Source organism: Amycolatopsis sp. NPDC052450, assembly GCF_044547565.1.
In the GTDB taxonomy this organism is placed as follows: Bacteria; Actinomycetota; Actinomycetes; order Mycobacteriales; family Pseudonocardiaceae; genus Amycolatopsis.
On sequence record NZ_JBIUAQ010000015.1, the window covers coordinates 60,097 to 78,350 of the forward strand.

The following is an 18,254-nucleotide window of genomic DNA, read 5'->3' on the forward strand; positions in this document are numbered from 1 at the left end:
CGAAGAGAGCGCGGGCCGCAAGCAGACCGCGTCTGCTCAGTGTCGTACCTGGGGACGCTGCGACCTGTGGATGATCCGACCAGACGTCCCGGTGACGTCTCACTGTGGAACCCCCTCTGCCCGACGCGCTCGGCGGGAAGCATTGAAACTCGTTTGGTGTGTCCAGGGACGTCGGTGCACCGCCTGGCAGTAACGCTGACCGACGACTGGACGAAGTGTCGGGCACGACTTGTGCTGAGCCGATGTTCTAGAGCTGGGGCGAAGTTTCATCAGCCGAGAGGAGGTCGGTCGTGGTCGTTCGACACAGAGCGCGATGGGTATGGCTGGGACGTGTTGTGTGCGGCGTCACGGTCGCCGGGTTGGTGGTGTACCTGTTCGCAGTCGGCCTGGACAAGGCCGACAAAGTGGGCAGCAGCATCGGCGGAGTCCTGGCGTTGATCGCACTGGTAGCGCCATACTTGCTGCCGCAACCGCGAAGGGAGAACCCGATGCCGGACGACCCACACGCATCGGACACAGCGGTGGAGGACTCGGGGGACGCCCAAGCTGCAGGCGGTGGCACGGCGAACACCGGCGCGGAGGCCGTCGACGACAACCCCGGTGTCACGCGTGTCAGCAGATCAGGCAACGCAGTCGCCGAAGGGCCGGGTTCAGTGGCCAACACCGGCATTCGGCGCGTTCCCGGAAAATGACCGACAACGAACCGCCGCCAACCGAGGCACACAACCTGCCCGAAGTCCAGAACTCGGGGGACGCCACCGCAGCGCACGGCGGTGTGGCCAACTCTGGCGTGATGGGCGACGTCCACGTCGCCCATCACCACCACGCTTCATCCCCGCAGAAATGGCCGCTCTCGGAAGGGATTCCCCCGCCGCTGGCTTCGGCTTTCCAGCCACGCTCCGAGGTACGCAAGCAGGTGGCGGCCGCACGCCACCGAGGCGAGGACGTGGTTCTTGCGCAGCAGGACGAGGCGTCTTCCGATGGAGGCACCCAGGTGCTGGCGGGCGGAGGCGGTGTCGGCAAGACTCAGATCGCGGCATGGTTCGCCAAACAAGCCATGGAAGACCGCACAGACCTGGTGGTGTGGGTCAACGCCTCCACCCAGGAACAGGTGATAGCGACCTTCGCCAGGGCGGCGAAACGGGCCGGAGTACCCGGCGCCGACGACACCGACCTGGCGGCCGAGGCCACAGCTCTGGTGCAGTGGCTGCACACCACCGACCGCACCTGGCTGATCGTGCTGGACGACGTGACCGACCCCGCCCACCTCGCCGGCCTGTGGCCCCCACACCGCCCAGGCGGCTGGACGCTGGCCACGACCCGGCTGCGAGGCGCCACACTGACCGGGTCAGGACGACAGCGCATCGACATCGACACCTTCACCGCCGAAGAGTCCGCCCGCTACCTGCGAGACCGGCTCACCGGCGACGGCTACTCCCGCCTACTCGACGAGCACGTCCCGGCACTTGCTGCCACGCTGGGAAACCTGCCCCTGGCCCTGTCGCACGCCGCCGCGTACATGATCGACCAGCACGAAACGTGCGGCGCCTACCTCGCCCGCTACACCGCTGGAGACAGCCGGCTCGTGGAGCTGATGCCCGAGGACACCGACCCTGACGCCTACGGCAGACCCGTGACCGTGGCGCTCCTGCTCGCGCTCGACGCCGCCGACTCCACAGCACCCGCTGGCCTGGCACGCCCCGCTCTCGCACTGGCCGCGGTCCTCGACCCCGACGGCCACCCGGACACTCTCTGGACTACCGCGACGGTCACCGACTACCTCACCACACACCGCACTTCCCCCAACGACGACCCCGTCACCTCGCCCCAGGCCCGCGCCGCACTGCGCACACTCCATCGCTTCGGCCTGATCACCCACACCCCCCGCGACGACCACCGCGCAGTGCGCATCCATGCCCTCACCGCCCGCGCCGCCCGCGAAGTCACCCCGTCCGCTCTCGCCACCGTCGCCTACACCGCCGCGGACGCGCTTCGGCAGCTATGGCCAGTCAACGACCACATCGCCACCGACTTGCTCACCACCCTCCTCGCCAACACAACCACCTTGGCCAAACTCGCCGGCGACTCTCTGTGGCAATCCGGCGGCAGCACGCTCCTCTACACAGCAGGGCTCAGCCTGCTCCAGTGCCGCCTCGACACGGCAGCCATCGACCACTGGCGCGAGACCGCGGCACAAGCCCAACGCCTCCTCGGCCACGACCACACAGACTCCTTGGTAGCACGAGGAAACCTGGCGAGCGCATACCGGCAGGCGGGTCGCCCGGCAGACGCACTCGCCATCCAAGAGCAGGTGGTTCCCGACTTCGTCCGCGTGCTGGGCCAGGACCACCCGCGCACACTGGCCGCATGGGCAGTTCTCGCCCACGTGCTCCACGAGACGGGCCGTACGGAAGACGCGATCGCCATCCAGGAACGGGTGGTTACCGATTCCATACGACTGTGGGGCAAGGACCACCCAGACACACTGACCGCGCGAACCAACCTAGCTGTGTCGTATCTACGGACCGGGCGCGCAGCCAAGACGATCACCATGCTCGAGCAGGTCGTCATCGACTCCGAGCGCCTGTTCGGCGAGCTGCACCCAAACACACTGACTGCGAGGTCTCGCTTAGCCAACGCATACTGGAAAGCCAGGCGCACGACCGACGCGATCACCATCGAGGAGCAGATCGTCACCCACTCCGAACAGTTGCGGGGCAAGGACCATCCGGAAACCTTGGCAGCACGAGCCGACCTCGCGGTCTCGTATCAGCAGGCCGGACTCACAGGCAAGGCGATCTCCCTGCTGGAGCAGGTCGTCTCCGATACGGCCCGGGTACTGGGCGAGGACCATCCAGACACGCAGACAGCGCGAACCTACCTGGCCGGTTCCTACTGGCGGGCCGGGCGCACGACCGAGACGATCTCCATCATGGAACAAGCCGTCACCGATAAAGCGCGTACGTCAGGAGCGAAGCACCCACACACACTGACACTCCGGCGAAACCTGGCCACCGCCTACTGGCAGGCAGGGCGCAGGGGTGAGGCGATCACCATCCTGGAGCAGGTCGCAAGCGACCGCCTACGAACTATAGGCAAGCAGCACCCGGACACCCTGAACGCGCTCAACGTCCTCGCAATGTGGAGAGCCGCACACCAGGATGTTGGATAGTCCATACCTGCCCCCCCGTGCCATGCCATAGGGGCGAACTCCGATGCAACACGATCCGTTGGCGCTGCCCCGCCGCACAACCTCGCTCGAGGTTCACCGTTCCCTCGCCAGGTGGCGTTGCCAGGTCCGGAATGGCGGGGCATGGGACAGAGCAAACCGCGACGCGGGTGCGCTTCTACAACGCGGGACTTCGTCCCGGGCAGTCCCTAGGGCAGACGCCTGTGGTGGACCGGTATCCCCGCGTTGAAGCGTCAAGACCGCCCGCAAGGCGATCCGGGCTAGCTCTTCCATGAACCGGCTACAGTCTTCGTCACCGCGGTGTACACGATCGAGGAACCGAAGCGTTGCGCCAGTACTAACTGAACTTCCGTGGCGTCGGAACTTCTCCGCTTCTTCCCACCCTGGAAAAGGAATGAAACTCCGCGTGCACAAGGCACAATGGTCGCTGTGACCGATTCCGCCGACACCACTCCGGCACCCATCACGCACTTCTACTCCCCGGAGACGCCGCGAAGCGAACTGACCGTCTACCGCGGCCCACTCGTCGGCCGCTCCGGCGCGCGCCAATTCGATGCCACCGGTTCCATCACGTTGCGCTGGAACCCGTCGCCGATGCTGCAATGGTCAGGAGTATCCAAAGATGTCGACGTCGGAATCGACCTCACGACTGGAAGCTTGACACTCGAAGAACCTTCGATCGAGGTTCTCAGCAAACACTCGCTCAGGATCGCATCCGGCGACGAAGGTCCGCCCGACAACATTCGATGGAAGGGCGGCGGGCCGCTGGGCCGGGTTGTGGCGGGCAACCCTAAGGCTAAAGACCTCGCGCACGCTACCTTCATCCTGGCCAACCTGCCCACGATGCAGGTTGGCGCGAAACTGCGACACGAAACAACGTGGTACCTAGGCCGTACCGTACTGACCGGTGCCGGCTGGAAGGTCACGCTCGACTCTCCCCGGAACTACCGTGAGATCGAAGTTGACCTGCGTGACAACGGCGGCCATGCGGTCACTCATACGGGCCGGGTCGAGCGGGAGGACAGCACCGACTTCAGTACCGAAGACCTACAGGACGTCCTCCACGTCCTGCGGTACGTATTGAGCCTCGCTTGCGGTCGCTGGACCTCTCCCGTTCTGCCGGTGGCCTACAACAACGCTGCCGAGCCAGCCTGGTCAGAATGGACGTCTCCGCTTATCTCACCGTGGCGTCCCTCGCTCGGCCTTGTCGACGGCTTTCATCCCGAACAACTCCAGGAGATTTTCGAACGCATAGCAGCAGCTTGGGCAGATCCGCTGAAGCAAGAAGTCGTTCAGCGGGCCATCTACTACCTGATCGACGCGAACGATCCCCATCCACTCGAACTTGCCGTCTCGTCGGCTCAGTCCGGACTGGAACTGCTGGCGTGGTCGGAGCTCGTCGAAGACCGCCACATCTATACCGCAAAGGCCTATGGGCCGTTGAAAGCTCACGAGTCCATGCGCGAACTGCTAGCCCTGCACTCGATCAGCGAGAAGTTTCCGCCGGGACTCACCGAGCTCGCGTCGGTGGCCGCGAAGCTCACCGGCCTTGCAGTGGGTGACGGCCCCGAAGTACTCACTCGCATGCGAAACGGGGTCATGCACCCGAGCCGGGCCAAGCCAAAGTTCAGTACCGGCGAATGGTACGACGCCTGGTGCCTGGCCCGCCATTACCTCCAGCTCAGCATCCTCGGCTACCTCGGTTACCAGGGCACCCACCGCGACCCTGCGGTGAAAGTGCATTTCACCGGACAGATCGAGAAAGTTCCTTGGAATCCGTAAGCCGGTGCCGCCCGAGGCCTGGGAGAGAGACTGTCGTCGCCGTCTCCCAGGCCGTTCCGAACTCGGCCAAGCCATGGTCACGTAGCAACGTGGTGTGGTCCTGCGGCTCGAGCAGGGCAAGAGGTAGTCATTGATCAGTCAGTCTCAAGTTCCGAGACAGGGTCTTCTAGAACGGTCAAGACCTTCCTGATGGCTTCATCACAGTTGTCGGCACTGCTCAGCTCGAGGTGCACCTTGCGACCATCGGTTTCCTCTAGGTCCACTAGCAAGTGAGTGCCTCGCGGTCGCTGCCTCAACCATGTGAAAACGGAACGGATCAGCACGGTCGCGGCGCCTCCACCGCTCAAAGCAATGCCCACAACATCAGAGATCCCACCCATCCGACCTGGCGGTACTGGTGCGGCAACGAGGTCGACACGGCCACGCAACTCCTCGACCCGCCTGAGCCAGTCCATGAGGCTTCGCGCACCCCGGTCTGAGCCACCGCAGCTGATCCGAGCTCGCATCGCCCCTCGCTCCCAACACGCTGGCCCCCGTCAACTATCAGTCGCCTAGTAGGACGTCAGCGTTAGCACCGATGTAACACCGTCCCTGCCCTTGGACGACATTCCGCCCACATGGGTCACCAGGGCGGGAGTTCACCGAAGTGCCAGAACCAGACCTCCAACGATCGGCCGCGGTGCTCGTAGGAACAAGCGTATACGCGCATGAAACCTATTTACACAGCCTGCCAGCTGTAGACAACAATCTCACAGACCTCGCTACCGTCTTGACCGACCCAACTATCTTCGGCCTTCAGGGTGCGCGGTGCGTGCCCGTACGCAATGCGCCCGACGCCCTCTCGGTCGCCCGCGCCCTGCGGCAGTATGCGATGGCTACCACAGACACACTGGTCGTCTACTTCGCAGGCCATGGTCTACTTGCGCACAACAACGAGCTTTATCTCAGCCTCAGCGGCACCGATCCCGATGAACTGCAGACGAGCGCATTTCGCTACCAGCTTTTACGCGAGATCCTCGCCAACAGCCCCGCGACGCACCGAATCCTCATACTGGACTGCTGCTTCAGCGGCCGCGCAACGGAGACGCTGAGCAACTCCCCCAGCCTCAACATCGCCGGAACGTACGTTCTGGCCGCGACGCCATCGACCGAAATGGCGCTAGCTCCACCAGGCCAGCGAAACACCGCCTTCACCGGCGCGCTACTACACCTTTTACGCAATGGAATCCCTGGCGGCCGCGAAGAACTCACGCTCGGCCATATCTACAGCCACCTTTGGACAGCGCTCAACGAGCAAGGGCTGCCACTACCACAACATCTGGACACTGGACATACTTATAACGTGCCGATGTTCCACAACACAGCAGCTGGCGGCTGCGAAGGCGACCAAGCCAGACATTTCCTCAACCCGTCTCCACACCACGATCAGTCGAAGCCTCGACGGCTCTCCCGCGGTATGCGAATAGCACTGGCCATAACAGTTGTTGTCGCACTCGGCTCGGGCATCATCTACACGCTCGCTGAGCGGACTGACACACCTTCGCAGACACCAGCCGCAGGCACCTCGGCACCGCCAGTGGCCGGCTCTTCCGCGTCCAACGCGGCCGAAGTCAGCCCAACACCGAGCCCCACGATAACCTCCGCCCCGAACAAGCAGGCACCTGATTCGACCCTCGTGGTGCGGTCAACGTGGCCGACCGCCCGCGTTTGCGACGGTGGAACCGCCGTCGCCATGCCCCCCAAAGGGCCCTCGATAGAGTCCTTTCCCGCCGGCGCCGCCGACATGCGCGAACAGGCTACAGCGCGCGGCGGAGCCTTCTACCTATCGGGATACATCTACCTTTTCTTATCTGCAATCTCTGGGAAAACAGTAGACATCCTCGATATCACACCGTCCTTCAAGCCCCCCACTCATGAGAAAGCCGCCTGGATCTATTCACCCCAAGGGGGCTGCGGCGGCCTGGGCAATCGAGTGTTCGACTTTGACCTGGACGCGAAGAAGCTTGTTGACAAGGGGGTTGTTAGCGGAGTCGACGGTTCTCTCGACCCAAATAACAACCCCGACGCCAAGCTCGTACGAGACGAGCCTCTCGGGCCAGGGTTCGGAGTGAGCCAAGATAAGCCGGGGCTCATCCGAATCGATGCTCATGGCTGCAAAGCGAACTATACCTTCAGCCTTAACATCAGCTATGCGATCGCCGGCGAAACGACTGTCCACGTGCAGACGTTCGGGCCGTTCAGATCGAACGCTTCGTCCGGCGACGTTCCAGTCTACGCACCAGCGTCTACAGATGGGGAAAATTGGCAGTTCGTGAAGACTGGTATCGCTGAGCAGTACTACAAGTGCTAACTAACCTCTTCAACGCAGAGGAAACAAGTCAGGCGTTGCCAGCAGGGCCCCGCGTTGCTCACGATAATCACCACGTTGCGCCGACCGAAGATCGACGCTCTCGTACCCGCCAATGGCCTGCAACCGGTCTTCCTCACCAAAGCCCGCAGATGCAGCATGGCCTCCTCAACCCCACAAGATGTAGCGCTCACTGCCGGCTTCACCATGTCGCCACTCAACTGCCGCTATTGTGCGCGAGCCTGTGCAATGCCTCCCGAGCAAGTTCGGCTTGGGTGATCCTCTGCCACGCCGGGTGGGTAGGCGGCATCGCATCCAAGGCAAGACGCAAGCGCCTGCGGTCTTTCGGATTGCACGAATCTCTCATAGTTCGATGAGCCGATGCGTTGAGCGCGATCTTCGCCAAGACGGCGATATCGTCTCTATGACGGTCAGGCTCGCGGGTGTCAGCCACTGCGGCGGCCGCCTTGGCGACGAGCGCGCCCAATAAGTTCGGTCGCCGTACATGACCGTTTCTGCCGCGGACGGTCACCGGGATTCGTTCAGCTCGGATCAGGGCTTGGTTACCACCCGCGGCCTGGAACCCTAAGCGCCCCGTGGTGGTCGCCGGCTGCTTGACCTGCCGCTCCATGTGATCCGGGATCATGAGGTCAACACTGGCCTTACCGCGCTGGTACCGGTACCCGTAGCCATCTTCTGTTTTTGTTTCAGTGAAACCACGCTCACTGAGCAGCCGAGAGGCGTACTTGAGGGCGCCCCGGTGAACCCACACGTCAAGTACAACGTCGGCATCTTCAGTAGGGCGGAACACAGCGACCTCGCCCTCGGCGCACCACAGCGCAACCATCTGCCCTCCGACTAGTACCCACGGGGTACTGAGGTACTCGTCCAGGTCGAGAACGGCGTGCCAGGCAATCACCTGCGGTTCAGGCATGTCCGGCATCGGAACCGGAGGCATGTCAAGAGTAGGTATCGCCGGCATCAGACCGCGCGCGACCGTTTGCCATGCAGTGCCTTCAGCCGTGGTCATCAAGGGCGGCGCAGCTACCAGGTCACTCAGTGCGCGGAGATGCGATTGCTTGACTGAGTGATCTATCGGGGCCATGCGCAGTCGCCGCACCACAGTGTCGACAGCTTCCGGGCCCTCACACTCCCTCGAGGAAGCGACAGCAGCCGAGGGTGCCATCGCTTCCTCGTGGAGCTGGACTATGTCCGCGATCGTGCGACCGGCATACGCTGCCAATGCGGCCGCAAGCAGGTCGTGCGGTGACTCAGCTGGCAACCAGCTGCCCTCGCCGCTCTCGATCGCTGGACAGGACATCCGTCAGGAGCGCTGCACCTGCGCTGCGGCTGCGGGTGTCATCACTGTCGAGCAGATCAGCCGCGACTATCAACCGCGGAGCGACCTGCACACCCTCGACGACCCTGGCTGTCCTGCAGTGCCAGTGCGTGTCCGCGGTGACCTCATGCACAGTCAGATTGCCCTGGGGGTCAGCAAGCAAGAAGAACTCGTCGACCAGGCGTTTGACCGTCGTCGTACTGGCATAGATTTCCGCCTCGGCGCCATGCCCCAACCCGGTCCCATAGTTGCTGGCAGCACTGACCCCGCCGGCCACCACACCCTCGAACTTCAGCAGCTCAGCGATGTCACCCGGCGCGATCCTGTACCTAGTCACCGTCGCTCGGGACTGCATCCACCACCGGCACACCTGAGCATCACCGTTGGTGCGCCATCGTGCACTCAGACGTGAGCGTTCAGCCGAGGACAGCCAGTCAGTGTCCAGGCCGTCGAAGAGTGCTGCGGATGTCCACGTCACCCGCGCAGACAAAGGCCGCCCTTTCACGCCCTTCGTCGCTGCGCGGCGACGCTCCACATCAGAGCTATCGACCAGCCACACCGAGCCAACACGGCGCCCCGCCAGCCGCCCCGAGCTGAGCAAGCTGCGAACACGGCTGGTATTCACTCCCAGCCGTTCAGCAGCCATCGTCACGCTGACCTCGCTCACATACACAAGACTAGCGCAGTCGCTACCCTAGTGCTAGCTAGCTGACTCTCGGGGCTCTGCTTTGCCGCACCTGCCGCACGAAGAGATAGCCAGCGCAAACATGCCCGACACCAGGCGATCAGCAGGCCCTACGACGAACACACTCAGGTGTGGCGAGCTGCCTGTCACATGCGGACACCATGCTGCGATGGGCCCCGTAAGCCCGCTCGGAGACACTGCCGCAGGCTTTTTGGCTCGTCCCTTAGGCAGATCAGAACTGCACACGCTATGGCCGGCAGGCCCGTGCCTACCCCACTGCTGCCTACTCGCTAACCACACGACCCATATGCCACTCGAATCACATCCTGCGCCGAGCCGGGCACTATCCGACCGTCACCACAGGTAAGTGATGGTCAGCGCGCGGCAGCTGAGCTATCGGCCCCACTGCTGCCCCATCGAGCCTCGCGACACTCCACCAGCCCAGTAGGCAAGCAATAGCTAAACTCGCCCGCCCCTGCCGAGCCTCGTCGTCAGAGCTGAACCCAGCAGTCCACAACGACGCGACATCCAAACCGACAGCCAAGCACCTAGCTGCAACCGAGCGCCACACGCCGGGATGGCCCAGCGCATGCACCCCGGCCTCAGGCCGCTGTTAGGGCCCGCCACTGCATCCGGCCACCTTGCAGCCTCGTACGTCACTGGCGGGCACGACATGCAATAGCAGACGGCATCTAGCGATACGCCGGCAGGAGCCCGTTACGAGCTCGGCTTCAGCATGTATCCGCAAGGACGTCCTGGTTGCTTCAGTTCATTGTCCCTGCCGGAGACACCGGGAGCGATGTCTAGGCCGGGGAGGCTGTCCCCGCAGGCAAGCTGTCAGTGCATTCAAGGTCCACACGGCGCAGGTACTCGTCGCCCGACAGCTGACCAGCTCCGAACTGGGATGCCAGCTCGACAATCGATTCAACGTACATGTGATCCTCTCAATCCCCAGGGAGAGCTCACTCAATGTACAGCGATGCTCGCCGCAGAGTCATCACCCTGCAGGCTGAGCTGCAGCTCAATGACTGCTGTAGTTGATGGTCAGGATCGCTACGACAGGGTGTTCATCGCCGTCGGCGCCCTGGTCGAACTTGTCATGGAACTGGAAGTCGACTCGTGCCATCGAGCTGAGTTCATAGTGAACTGTTCGCGACCACCCGTCACCTTGTGGCTTGCCCGCCCTTCCTCGCAAGAAGCAGGACGACCCAACCGCGGGAGGGCGCCCGGGATTGTGGGCCAGGTGGTCCCAGAGTTGCTCTGCTTGTTGCAGGCCGACTCTGGTCACCATCTCGTTCCAGTGGTCGCGGTACCTGCGGTGCACGAGAACCCGGTATAGCGGCGCCTGCTGCGGTTTGCCGCCAGGCCGCCGGGCTGGTTCCAACGGCTGGTAAGCACTGTCAGGGGGCATCCGGCGATGCCATCTCTGCCGGCCTCTCAGCCTCCACCAGATCGCGCGCCTCGAGTCGACCGCGGAGCAGCACTTCGCGGCGCAGTGGGTCCTCCAGCTGGGAGGCTGTGACGCGCCAGGCATGAATACATTCCTTCAGCGCGTTCACCGAACCGTCGGCGTGCGCGGCGATCAGGACCTCATGTAGTTCGACGAGAAATTCGTCGAGGTCGTCGCGATCGAACACTCGCAGCCATGCCAGGTCACCCAGTTCGGCAACCGTGGGGCGATCACTGCGCCGCAGCAAGGACTCGAGTCGCAGATGAGCGGAACTCCAGCGTGAGAGTTCTTTCAGTACGTCCAGGTCACCTTCCGGGAGCATAACCAGCCCGGTGCCATCTTTGTCACGCACTCGCGCGCCGCCAGCGCGAGCAGCTTCCAGCACAAGCAATCGTTTATTGGCCAGGTCGCTGGCCTGGAAGATCTCGTCGGGCCTAGTCATAGTTGCATCACCTGAAATTATCGTACTCATCATCGTAGCTGCCGACAAGCCAGAATCTTAGGTATGATTGTAACAAGACGCACTCGGAGGTGCTGGTGGACGACCCGTTCGATGCACGCAAGGTCATGTTCAGTGACCGCGAGTACCCCCTCGCGAACCGGCGGACCGTCAGCCTCATTACCGCGCTCCGCGTCGCCTTGCTGCGCGAAGGGGTCTCCACCAGTGCTGAGGCTCATGATCAGGCCACCTACCTGCGACAGATCACTCACGAGCTCACCAACCGCGGAATGGATGGGGCGACCCTCGTCCGCTACGGCCTGGGGCCGGAGCTGGCTGCCGCAGTCGTCGGCCAGGCAATGCCGTACTGGCTACCCACGCTCCGAGTACTGCCCGGACCAGCCAGCGAGCACGATCCCGACCCAGAACCCGCGCCGCCGTGGCCCCACCCGCAGACATGGGAAGATGTGCTGGGCCCGCTGCTTGAGGCGGAGAATGGCCTGACACCCAACCTCGACGTTTCTCAGGCAAATATCGAGCAGGTCGTCGGCGCCATCATGAACGCGGTATACCCGTGGGCGCTGTCAGCTCCGCTCGACGACCTGCTCGTTCTCAAACCACCGTCCATCGAGCAGTTGCAGGCCGCCCGGCTGGAACCGCGCCCCGAGACAGTGGTGCTCGAGCAGTACCGATGGATCATCAACCGGTTCGCCGAGACCCATCTCAGCGACTGGAGCACCACCTCCCTGCATCACGAGCACAGGTGGCGCTCGGGAAACTGCCCGGCCCCCTGCCCGGAAGCGCTGATGAACGACCGCGAGGTCATCGATCACGAACTCAACGCAGAGATCGCGCGGCGTGCCGTGAACGTCGAATCGTCACGAGAGCCGGCCGGCGGGCCTACGGGTCTCAACCGCACCATGCTCGCCAAGCTCGGCATGAGCGCCCTTGACCTGCTTCGCATCGGCCGCACAAGCGAAGCAGCGGCCTTATTCGAGTTCGCCTTGCACGGATCACCCGACGACGCAGAACTTCTCAACAACCTGGGCTTCTGCCTGATCCCCGACGACCCGCGCAACGCATTGAACAAACTCGAGGAAGCCGCGCGACGAAACTACGAACACGGAGCCATCAACCTCTACAACCGCGCCCTGTGCAAAATGCTCCTCGGCGACCTCAAAGCCTGCCTCGACATGATCACCGCGGCGTGGCCACTGGGAGAAGGGAAACGAGCCTCACTGTGGCGCCCTGGCCCACACGGGCTGAAGCTACGTGAAACCGTCGACACGCAACACGAACTCGCCCGCCTCGCGCATCGTGCAGCAAGCGCGCTCGGCGACGAGAACGCGGCTGAGCGCTGGGCAGGCATCATCCAGCTCCAGCCATAGCACAACGTGGCACAGAAATGCGCGGCCTGCCAGCGAACGTCGGAAAGCCAGAACGCACTCGTCACGGTAGAACCCCAAACGTCCGACGCCGCCGTCGGACCATAGTCAGGAACAAGCAGGATCTCTGCTCCGGGGAGGAGCGAATATGGGTTTGGAAGTAGTCGTTGGGTTCTTGATCGCATGGGCGGTCGGGAAAGCACGGCGGGCAGGCCAGCAACTGGACGGGGTTGCCGATCAAGTCGTGGACGCATCCGCGGCGCGGCTACGGGATGTGGTGCTGCGCAAGCTCGGCGCGGACTCCGCCTTCGAGCGGCTGCAGTTGGAAGCTGGCCAGCCAGAAGGAGTCAGCGAGCGAACGACTCAGCGGGTGACGTTGGCCTTGGAGGACGCAGTCGAGCAGGACGCCGACTTCGCCACTGATCTCAAAGCAGCAATCGCGGAGGCTAAGAAGAGCGGAGCGGTGGCCAGTTTCGGCGGGACAGTCGTCAATGGCCCAGTGACTGCGAGTGGGCACGGTATCGCGATCGGCGCGGTCGGCCGCGACGCGAACATGCGGCCGGCACCGGACCCTCGTCACCCGGAACAGGCCTAGGGCACCCTGTATCCGGATCGGCCCCACATCTTCCCAGCCCTGCACAGGTACAAGCCGCAGACGGCGGCATAGCAACAGGCACCGTGAACGGCGACCTCGTCATCCACCAGGCCTTCAGGATCGGCGCCGCAGCAATTGTCACCACCCTCGCCGGTACGTCCCGCGACATCCGGGAATTGTTCGTCGGACGGCACGAGCAGGTCGAGCGATTGCTGGAGCTGCTGGCACCCGCTGACGGTGACAGGCGGGCTGTAGTGGTGTCAGCAGTGGCCGGGATGGGCGGCATAGGTAAGACCGTGCTCGCACGTCATTGCGCTGCTCTCGCGGCCGACAGAGACTGGTTCCCTGGTGGGGTCCTGTTTGTGGACCTGCGCGGCTACAGCCCCGACGACGAACAAGTCATACCCAGACAGGTGTTCGCGCCTGCGCTACGTCTCCTCGGCGTGCCCAGTGGCGAAGTTCCGGCCACTGTCGACGAGCAAGCCGCTATGTACCACCAGCTCCTCGACAAACTCGCAAGTAGCGGCCAACGAGTGCTGCTGGTCCTGGACAACGCCGCAGCCGGAAAGCAGGTAGCGGACTTGATACCGCGACAGGCTGCGCATCGAGCGATAGTCACCACTCGCGATGTCCTCAACCTGCCGACGGCACACCGGCTAGATCTCGACGTGCTCGCCGGCAATGAAGGACTGCAACTGCTCACAGAAATCCTCGACCAACGATCCCCTGGTGACAGCCGTGTCACGCAGGAGCCGGAGCCGGTGAAAGAGCTGATAAAAGCATGTGGCTCACTGCCGCTGGCCGTGACAATCGCCGCTTCCATCCTCGCCGACGACCCAGAGCTTCGAATCGTCGAACTGGTCACCGAACTCACCGCGGTCGACAGCCCAGGGGCACACACGCTCCAGCACGGTGAACTGAATCTTGCCAGCAGCTTCGACGTGTCATGGAGGCGTCTCCATATCCGCGAGCCAGAAGCAGCCAACCTCCTTCTCCTGCTGACGCTCAATCCTGGCCCAGACTTCTCAACCGCCACTGCCGCCGCACTGTGCGGACACTCACCTGCCCGAGCCATGCCCTGGCTACGAACGTTGCGTCAGGCGAGTCTGCTGCGCCAGCAAGACGGGCGTTGGTCAATGCACGACTTAATCCGCCTACACGCGGGCTGCCGCCTTGATCCGGATCACAGAGACCCCGCGCTCAATCGGCTGCTCGCATACCTTGGGAAGACCGCTGAGGCGGCCAACGCGCACCTTCTGGCTCGGCGAGACGATCCAAAGCCCGCGCCGTTCAGCGGCCGTGACGCGGCGCTTGCGTGGTTTGACGACGAACGCGTTAATCTTCTTAGCGTCCTGACTCTGGCCCTTGAATCCGGCCGAGGCGCGTACATCAGCAGGTTCGTACAGTGTCTTCGTCCATATCTGTCATGGCGACGTCATATCGCCGACTTGGTCGCGGTCTGCCAACAGGAAGCCACAGCTGCTGTAAAACTTAGCTCACGGCAGCTGCACACGCGCGCACTGGACCACCTTGCCGGCGCGCTCATAGAAATGGGTCGATTCGACGAGGGCATTACCCTCCTGCGGAACGTTATCACCCGCTATCGCGAGGCCGACAATCGAGAGGGCGAGGGTGTGGCCTTATCCAACCTAGGTGCGGCGCTAGCGGGGCAACAACGGTTCGACGAAGCCATCGGCACCCTGCAAGACGCAATCGCCACCTGTCGTGAGATCGGTGACAGAGTCGGAGAAGGAGAGACTCTCGTCAACCTTGGGGTTGCCCTGGGAAAAGTGGGAAGGTTCGACGAGGGCGTCAATAAGTTGCTGGAGGCCATCGCAATCCACCGTGAAACCGGTGATCGAAACAACGAAGGCAAGTCGTTGTCGAGACTTGGAGACGTCTTGCGAATGACTGGACACCTTCGCGATGCAGCCGCTTTCGCACAGGAGGCCATCGCCATCTACCGGGAAACCGGTGACCGAAACAGTGAAGGCCTGACTCTCAACAGCCTTGCTCGCACACAGATACAGCTCCATGATCTCGACGACGCCGTCTCGACTCTGCGAGCTGCCGCCAAGATTCACCATAAAAACGGCGAACGGCACACCGAAGGCTTGGCTCTTCACGAACTCGCACTTACACAGGTACACCTCAAACGATTTGATGACGCCATCGAAAGCTTGCAGGCCTCCGCCGCCATCCACAGCGAAACCGAAGATCGACAAAATGAAGGGGCCGCACTCTACAACCTCGCATTGACGTATGCGAAAGTGGATCGCTTGAATGAAGCAAAGCTAGCTGCTGAGCGCGCACTAACAGCCTTGCACGAAAGCGGCGATACCCGCCGCGCAGACGCCGTCAAGAACTGGCTGGACGCTCTCCCCTGAGACAGCGAACAGCCACGGACCGCGCGTTACAGCAGACGCCCGCATCCTCCCCGATCAGGTGAACTGATGTCCCGGTTTAAGGGGCCCCGGAGTGAAGCCAGTAGAGCGGGCACGCCGGGTGCCCGCGGATGAACAAGATCGGGAGCCGATCCGGTGTACTACGTGGTCACAGCGTTCGCCGCGGCCTTGACGGCATCGACGCTGTCGGGCAGCCGAGGTCGTGGCGTTCTGTCGGGCCTGGGCCGTGTGTGCCTGAGATCTGCCTCGCGGCTGTTCTGCCTGCGAATGGTCGTCCAGGCCATCGAGACGGCAGATGGCCAAGACATGGATTACCACATCCGTTCGGCTGATATCGAGATCCGGGTCCGCACGCGACGGTCGGACAGGGTTCCGCCGGCGTGAGCAGTGATGGCCCCCTGCCTCGTCCCCACTCCCCCGACGACGTCATCGCCTACACCGCGATCGTGCGTGAACATCGAGCGCGTCTCGTCGCGCTCGCCCGATCGATCATCCCGGACGGTGACTACGAATCCGCGGCCAGTGACGCGCTTCTCTCCCTGTTCCGGTATTGGCCAGCGCTCACAGCGGATCGCGTCGCCTGGGTCACCACCGCGGCGAAGAACAAGGCGCTAACCCAGCGCCGTCAACGACGACGAGAGCCCGCCGCGACAGTTGACGACGACGACATACCTCTGTGGTCGACCGTGCCGGCGTCCGCCGACCAACGGCTCGATCTTGCCAGCGCACTCGAGATGCTTCCCCGCCTGCCCAAGCAGGAGCAGATCGCCTTGGTCCTCTCCGCAGCCGGGCAAGACACCACTGCAATCGCGACCCAGCTCGGAGTCAAAGCCGACACTGTCCGCAAGTACCGGGCGCGCGCACAACGACGGATGCGGGACTGGGGTGGCTATCCGCATCCCACGCCACCGTCTCCTGGTCAGGGAAATGAGGCCTGATGTCATCCACCGACCAACCTCGGCGTATGCGGAACGATCCTGTACTGCTGCTCAGCCAAGCCTTCACCGCACCACCGAACCCGCGCGAAATACACGCCGTTCAGGCCGCTACCAGGGAACTCGACTACCTGGCCTATCAGGCCGCCCCGCCCCCGATCGGCAGCGGACTCACGCCCCGTTTCCTCGCCAGCCTGGCCATGGGCGGGTCACTCGCCGCCTCACGCGAAGCACATGGGGCTCTGGTCGCTATCCGGCTCCACGACCGCGGCGACCTGGTCGACGCCGCTGAAGAACCTGAACTCACGCTCACAGCGACCACCACCCGCCGTGTGACCACCGCGCTCGCTGACCTCTGGGATGTCACGCTCACGTCTGACGGCCCCGACCTGCTCGCAGTGCTGCTCCCTCGCGACCCGAACCCTGATCTCGCCGCCACGCTCACCAGTCTGTCCGAGCAGCTCGCGGCACCGATCCCGGTCCCCGGGTGGCTCATCGAACTCGAGGCCAGCATCGGCGTGACACCGCTAGATCCCGTCTCCACGCCCGCCCAACTCATCGCGCAAGCCCGCCGCGGGCTTCCCGACCGCGTTCACCTCCGCCGCACTCCCATCGACGAACTACCCCCAAATCCGGGCAAGCCGTCACCGCTGACTCTCCTGCCCAACGCCTGGGACGCAGCGGACGACGGCCGGCTCAACGTCAGCTACCAGGTCATCTCGCAGACCGATTCCCCTGGCATCGTCGGAGTGCAAGCCGTCCCAGGCTGGGTCGACGACGATGGCGTACACCGATCCCTCGCCGGTCTTGGCGACCTCGCCAGTGTCACCGGGCTCGCGCACGTCATGATCGAGAACACCGTCGCCGATACCTGCACCGCGCTGGCGAGCTGGGCCGCGCAACTCCGCGCAACGACACCTTTCGCCCACGTCAGCCTGCCCGCCCCGCTCGTGCGCAGCCAACGATTCTGCAGCCGCCTGCACGATCTCATCGACAACAGCGGCATCGCGAGCCTGCTCCTGCTCGGCGTCCCCGCCGCCGCCCTCAACCAGATTCCTGACATCGACAAACGACTCGCCCAGCTCACCAACAGTGGCGCCCAGCTCGCGCTGAGCCTCCGCGCCGTTGACGACACGCCAGCCGACGCGCTGACCCGCGCCGCATGGTCTCTCGTGACTCTTTCCAAGCCCGCCTTCGAGCTGCTCCGCAACCGCAACTACGACACCGCGAGCCACACCGCGCTCAAACTTCTCCTGCACGCCGCCCGCAAACTCGACATCCCAGTCCTCGCCGAGGAAACCGACCTCGCCGACACACGCATCATCCTCGGAACCGCGATGTTCACCCCCACCAGCCGCCTCCCTCCCCAGGACGCCCACCAGATCGCCGACGAACCCACTTGGACAGCGCAACCATCAGCACAGCTTCTCGCCGTCACCGACGCGGCCAGCCACCGCAGCGCTCTCGACCACCTTCCCCAACCACGGGACACCACTGGAGCCGGGCACACCAGAAGAGGCTGGTGAAAGCACCTGCGGCAGCACAGGAACTAGCTCTGGAACGGAATCTGGCAGGGTCGCAGCGGAGCGCCATTTCTGATCTCATGGCGGTATGACCCGGACGAGGCTTCCTTACCCCTCCGCTCAACCGGTCTACGCGGCGGCGCAGCTGTGGCGAGACCGGTGCCTGCTCGACGATCTCA

General features: G+C 63.6%; 14 protein-coding genes. 10 read left to right on the forward strand and 4 right to left on the reverse strand.

Going from position 1 to position 18,254, the window contains the following annotated elements; all coding sequences use genetic code 11:
- The first annotated feature begins 359 nt into the window (after positions 1–359).
- The 3 genes from ACIHAO_RS24335 (at position 360) to ACIHAO_RS24345 (ending at position 4,972) form a co-directional block, all read left to right on the forward strand.
- The gene (locus tag ACIHAO_RS24335) at positions 360–692 is read left to right on the forward strand and encodes a hypothetical protein (protein WP_396561374.1); all 333 of its coding nucleotides are present in this window, start codon (positions 360–362) and stop codon (positions 690–692) included.
- The gene (locus ACIHAO_RS24340; RefSeq protein ID WP_396561376.1) at positions 689–3,172 is read left to right on the forward strand and encodes a tetratricopeptide repeat protein; all 2,484 of its coding nucleotides are present in this window, start codon (positions 689–691) and stop codon (positions 3,170–3,172) included. The genes ACIHAO_RS24335 and ACIHAO_RS24340 overlap by 4 nt, the downstream gene beginning before the upstream one ends.
- 447 nt (positions 3,173–3,619) lie before the next feature.
- A complete protein-coding gene (locus ACIHAO_RS24345; RefSeq protein WP_396561378.1) occupies positions 3,620–4,972 on the forward strand; it encodes a hypothetical protein in 1,353 nt (450 codons plus the stop codon).
- A 134-nt stretch (positions 4,973–5,106) separates the two neighbouring features.
- Here the strand turns inward: ACIHAO_RS24345 and ACIHAO_RS24350 are convergent, their stop codons facing one another.
- Positions 5,107–5,478 (reverse strand): hypothetical protein, encoded by a 372-nt coding sequence (locus ACIHAO_RS24350; RefSeq protein WP_396561380.1) that lies wholly within the window; start codon positions 5,476–5,478, stop codon positions 5,107–5,109.
- Between the two features lie 173 nt (positions 5,479–5,651).
- Here ACIHAO_RS24350 and ACIHAO_RS24355 point away from each other — a divergent pair, with 173 nt between their 5' ends.
- A complete protein-coding gene (locus ACIHAO_RS24355) occupies positions 5,652–7,322 on the forward strand; it encodes a caspase domain-containing protein (RefSeq protein ID WP_396561569.1) in 1,671 nt (556 codons plus the stop codon).
- A gap of 214 nt (positions 7,323–7,536) precedes the next feature.
- On the opposite strand, the gene ACIHAO_RS24360 is transcribed toward ACIHAO_RS24355, so the two are convergent.
- The 3 genes from ACIHAO_RS24360 to ACIHAO_RS24370 form a co-directional block, all read right to left on the reverse strand.
- On the reverse strand, positions 7,537–8,253 hold the full coding sequence (locus ACIHAO_RS24360; RefSeq protein ID WP_396561382.1) for a hypothetical protein: 717 nt from the start codon (positions 8,251–8,253) through the stop codon (positions 7,537–7,539).
- 337 nt (positions 8,254–8,590) lie between these two features.
- On the reverse strand, positions 8,591–9,325 hold the full coding sequence (locus ACIHAO_RS24365) for a type IV toxin-antitoxin system AbiEi family antitoxin (RefSeq protein WP_396561384.1): 735 nt from the start codon (positions 9,323–9,325) through the stop codon (positions 8,591–8,593).
- 1,418 nt (positions 9,326–10,743) lie between these two features.
- Entirely contained in the window at positions 10,744–11,235 is a 492-nt protein-coding gene (locus ACIHAO_RS24370; RefSeq protein WP_396561386.1) for a hypothetical protein, read from the reverse strand.
- A 95-nt stretch (positions 11,236–11,330) separates the two neighbouring features.
- On the opposite strand from ACIHAO_RS24370, the gene ACIHAO_RS24375 reads away from it, so the two are divergent.
- The 6 genes from ACIHAO_RS24375 (at position 11,331) to ACIHAO_RS24400 (ending at position 18,078) form a co-directional block, all read left to right on the forward strand.
- Positions 11,331–12,620 carry a type IV pilus biogenesis/stability protein PilW gene (locus ACIHAO_RS24375; RefSeq protein WP_396561388.1) on the forward strand — a complete coding sequence of 430 codons (1,290 nt, stop codon included), beginning with the start codon at positions 11,331–11,333 and terminating at the stop codon, positions 12,618–12,620.
- Positions 12,621–12,765: 145 nt separating this feature from the next.
- The gene (locus tag ACIHAO_RS24380) at positions 12,766–13,212 is read left to right on the forward strand and encodes a hypothetical protein (protein ID WP_396561390.1); all 447 of its coding nucleotides are present in this window, start codon (positions 12,766–12,768) and stop codon (positions 13,210–13,212) included.
- An 83-nt stretch (positions 13,213–13,295) separates the two neighbouring features.
- Positions 13,296–15,599, forward strand: a complete 2,304-nt coding sequence (locus ACIHAO_RS24385) for a tetratricopeptide repeat protein (RefSeq protein WP_396561392.1) — start codon at positions 13,296–13,298, stop codon at positions 15,597–15,599.
- 153 nt (positions 15,600–15,752) lie between these two features.
- Entirely contained in the window at positions 15,753–16,001 is a 249-nt protein-coding gene (locus tag ACIHAO_RS24390) for a hypothetical protein (protein WP_396561394.1), read from the forward strand.
- Positions 15,998–16,555: an RNA polymerase sigma factor gene (locus ACIHAO_RS24395; RefSeq protein ID WP_396561396.1), complete on the forward strand. Its 558-nt coding sequence runs from the start codon at positions 15,998–16,000 to the stop codon at positions 16,553–16,555. Before ACIHAO_RS24390 ends, ACIHAO_RS24395 begins: the two co-directional genes overlap by 4 nt.
- Positions 16,556–16,581: 26 nt before the next feature.
- Positions 16,582–18,078, forward strand: coding sequence for an EAL domain-containing protein (locus ACIHAO_RS24400; RefSeq protein ID WP_396561398.1), 1,497 nt, complete (start codon positions 16,582–16,584; stop codon positions 18,076–18,078).
- The last annotated feature ends 176 nt before the right edge of the window (positions 18,079–18,254 follow it).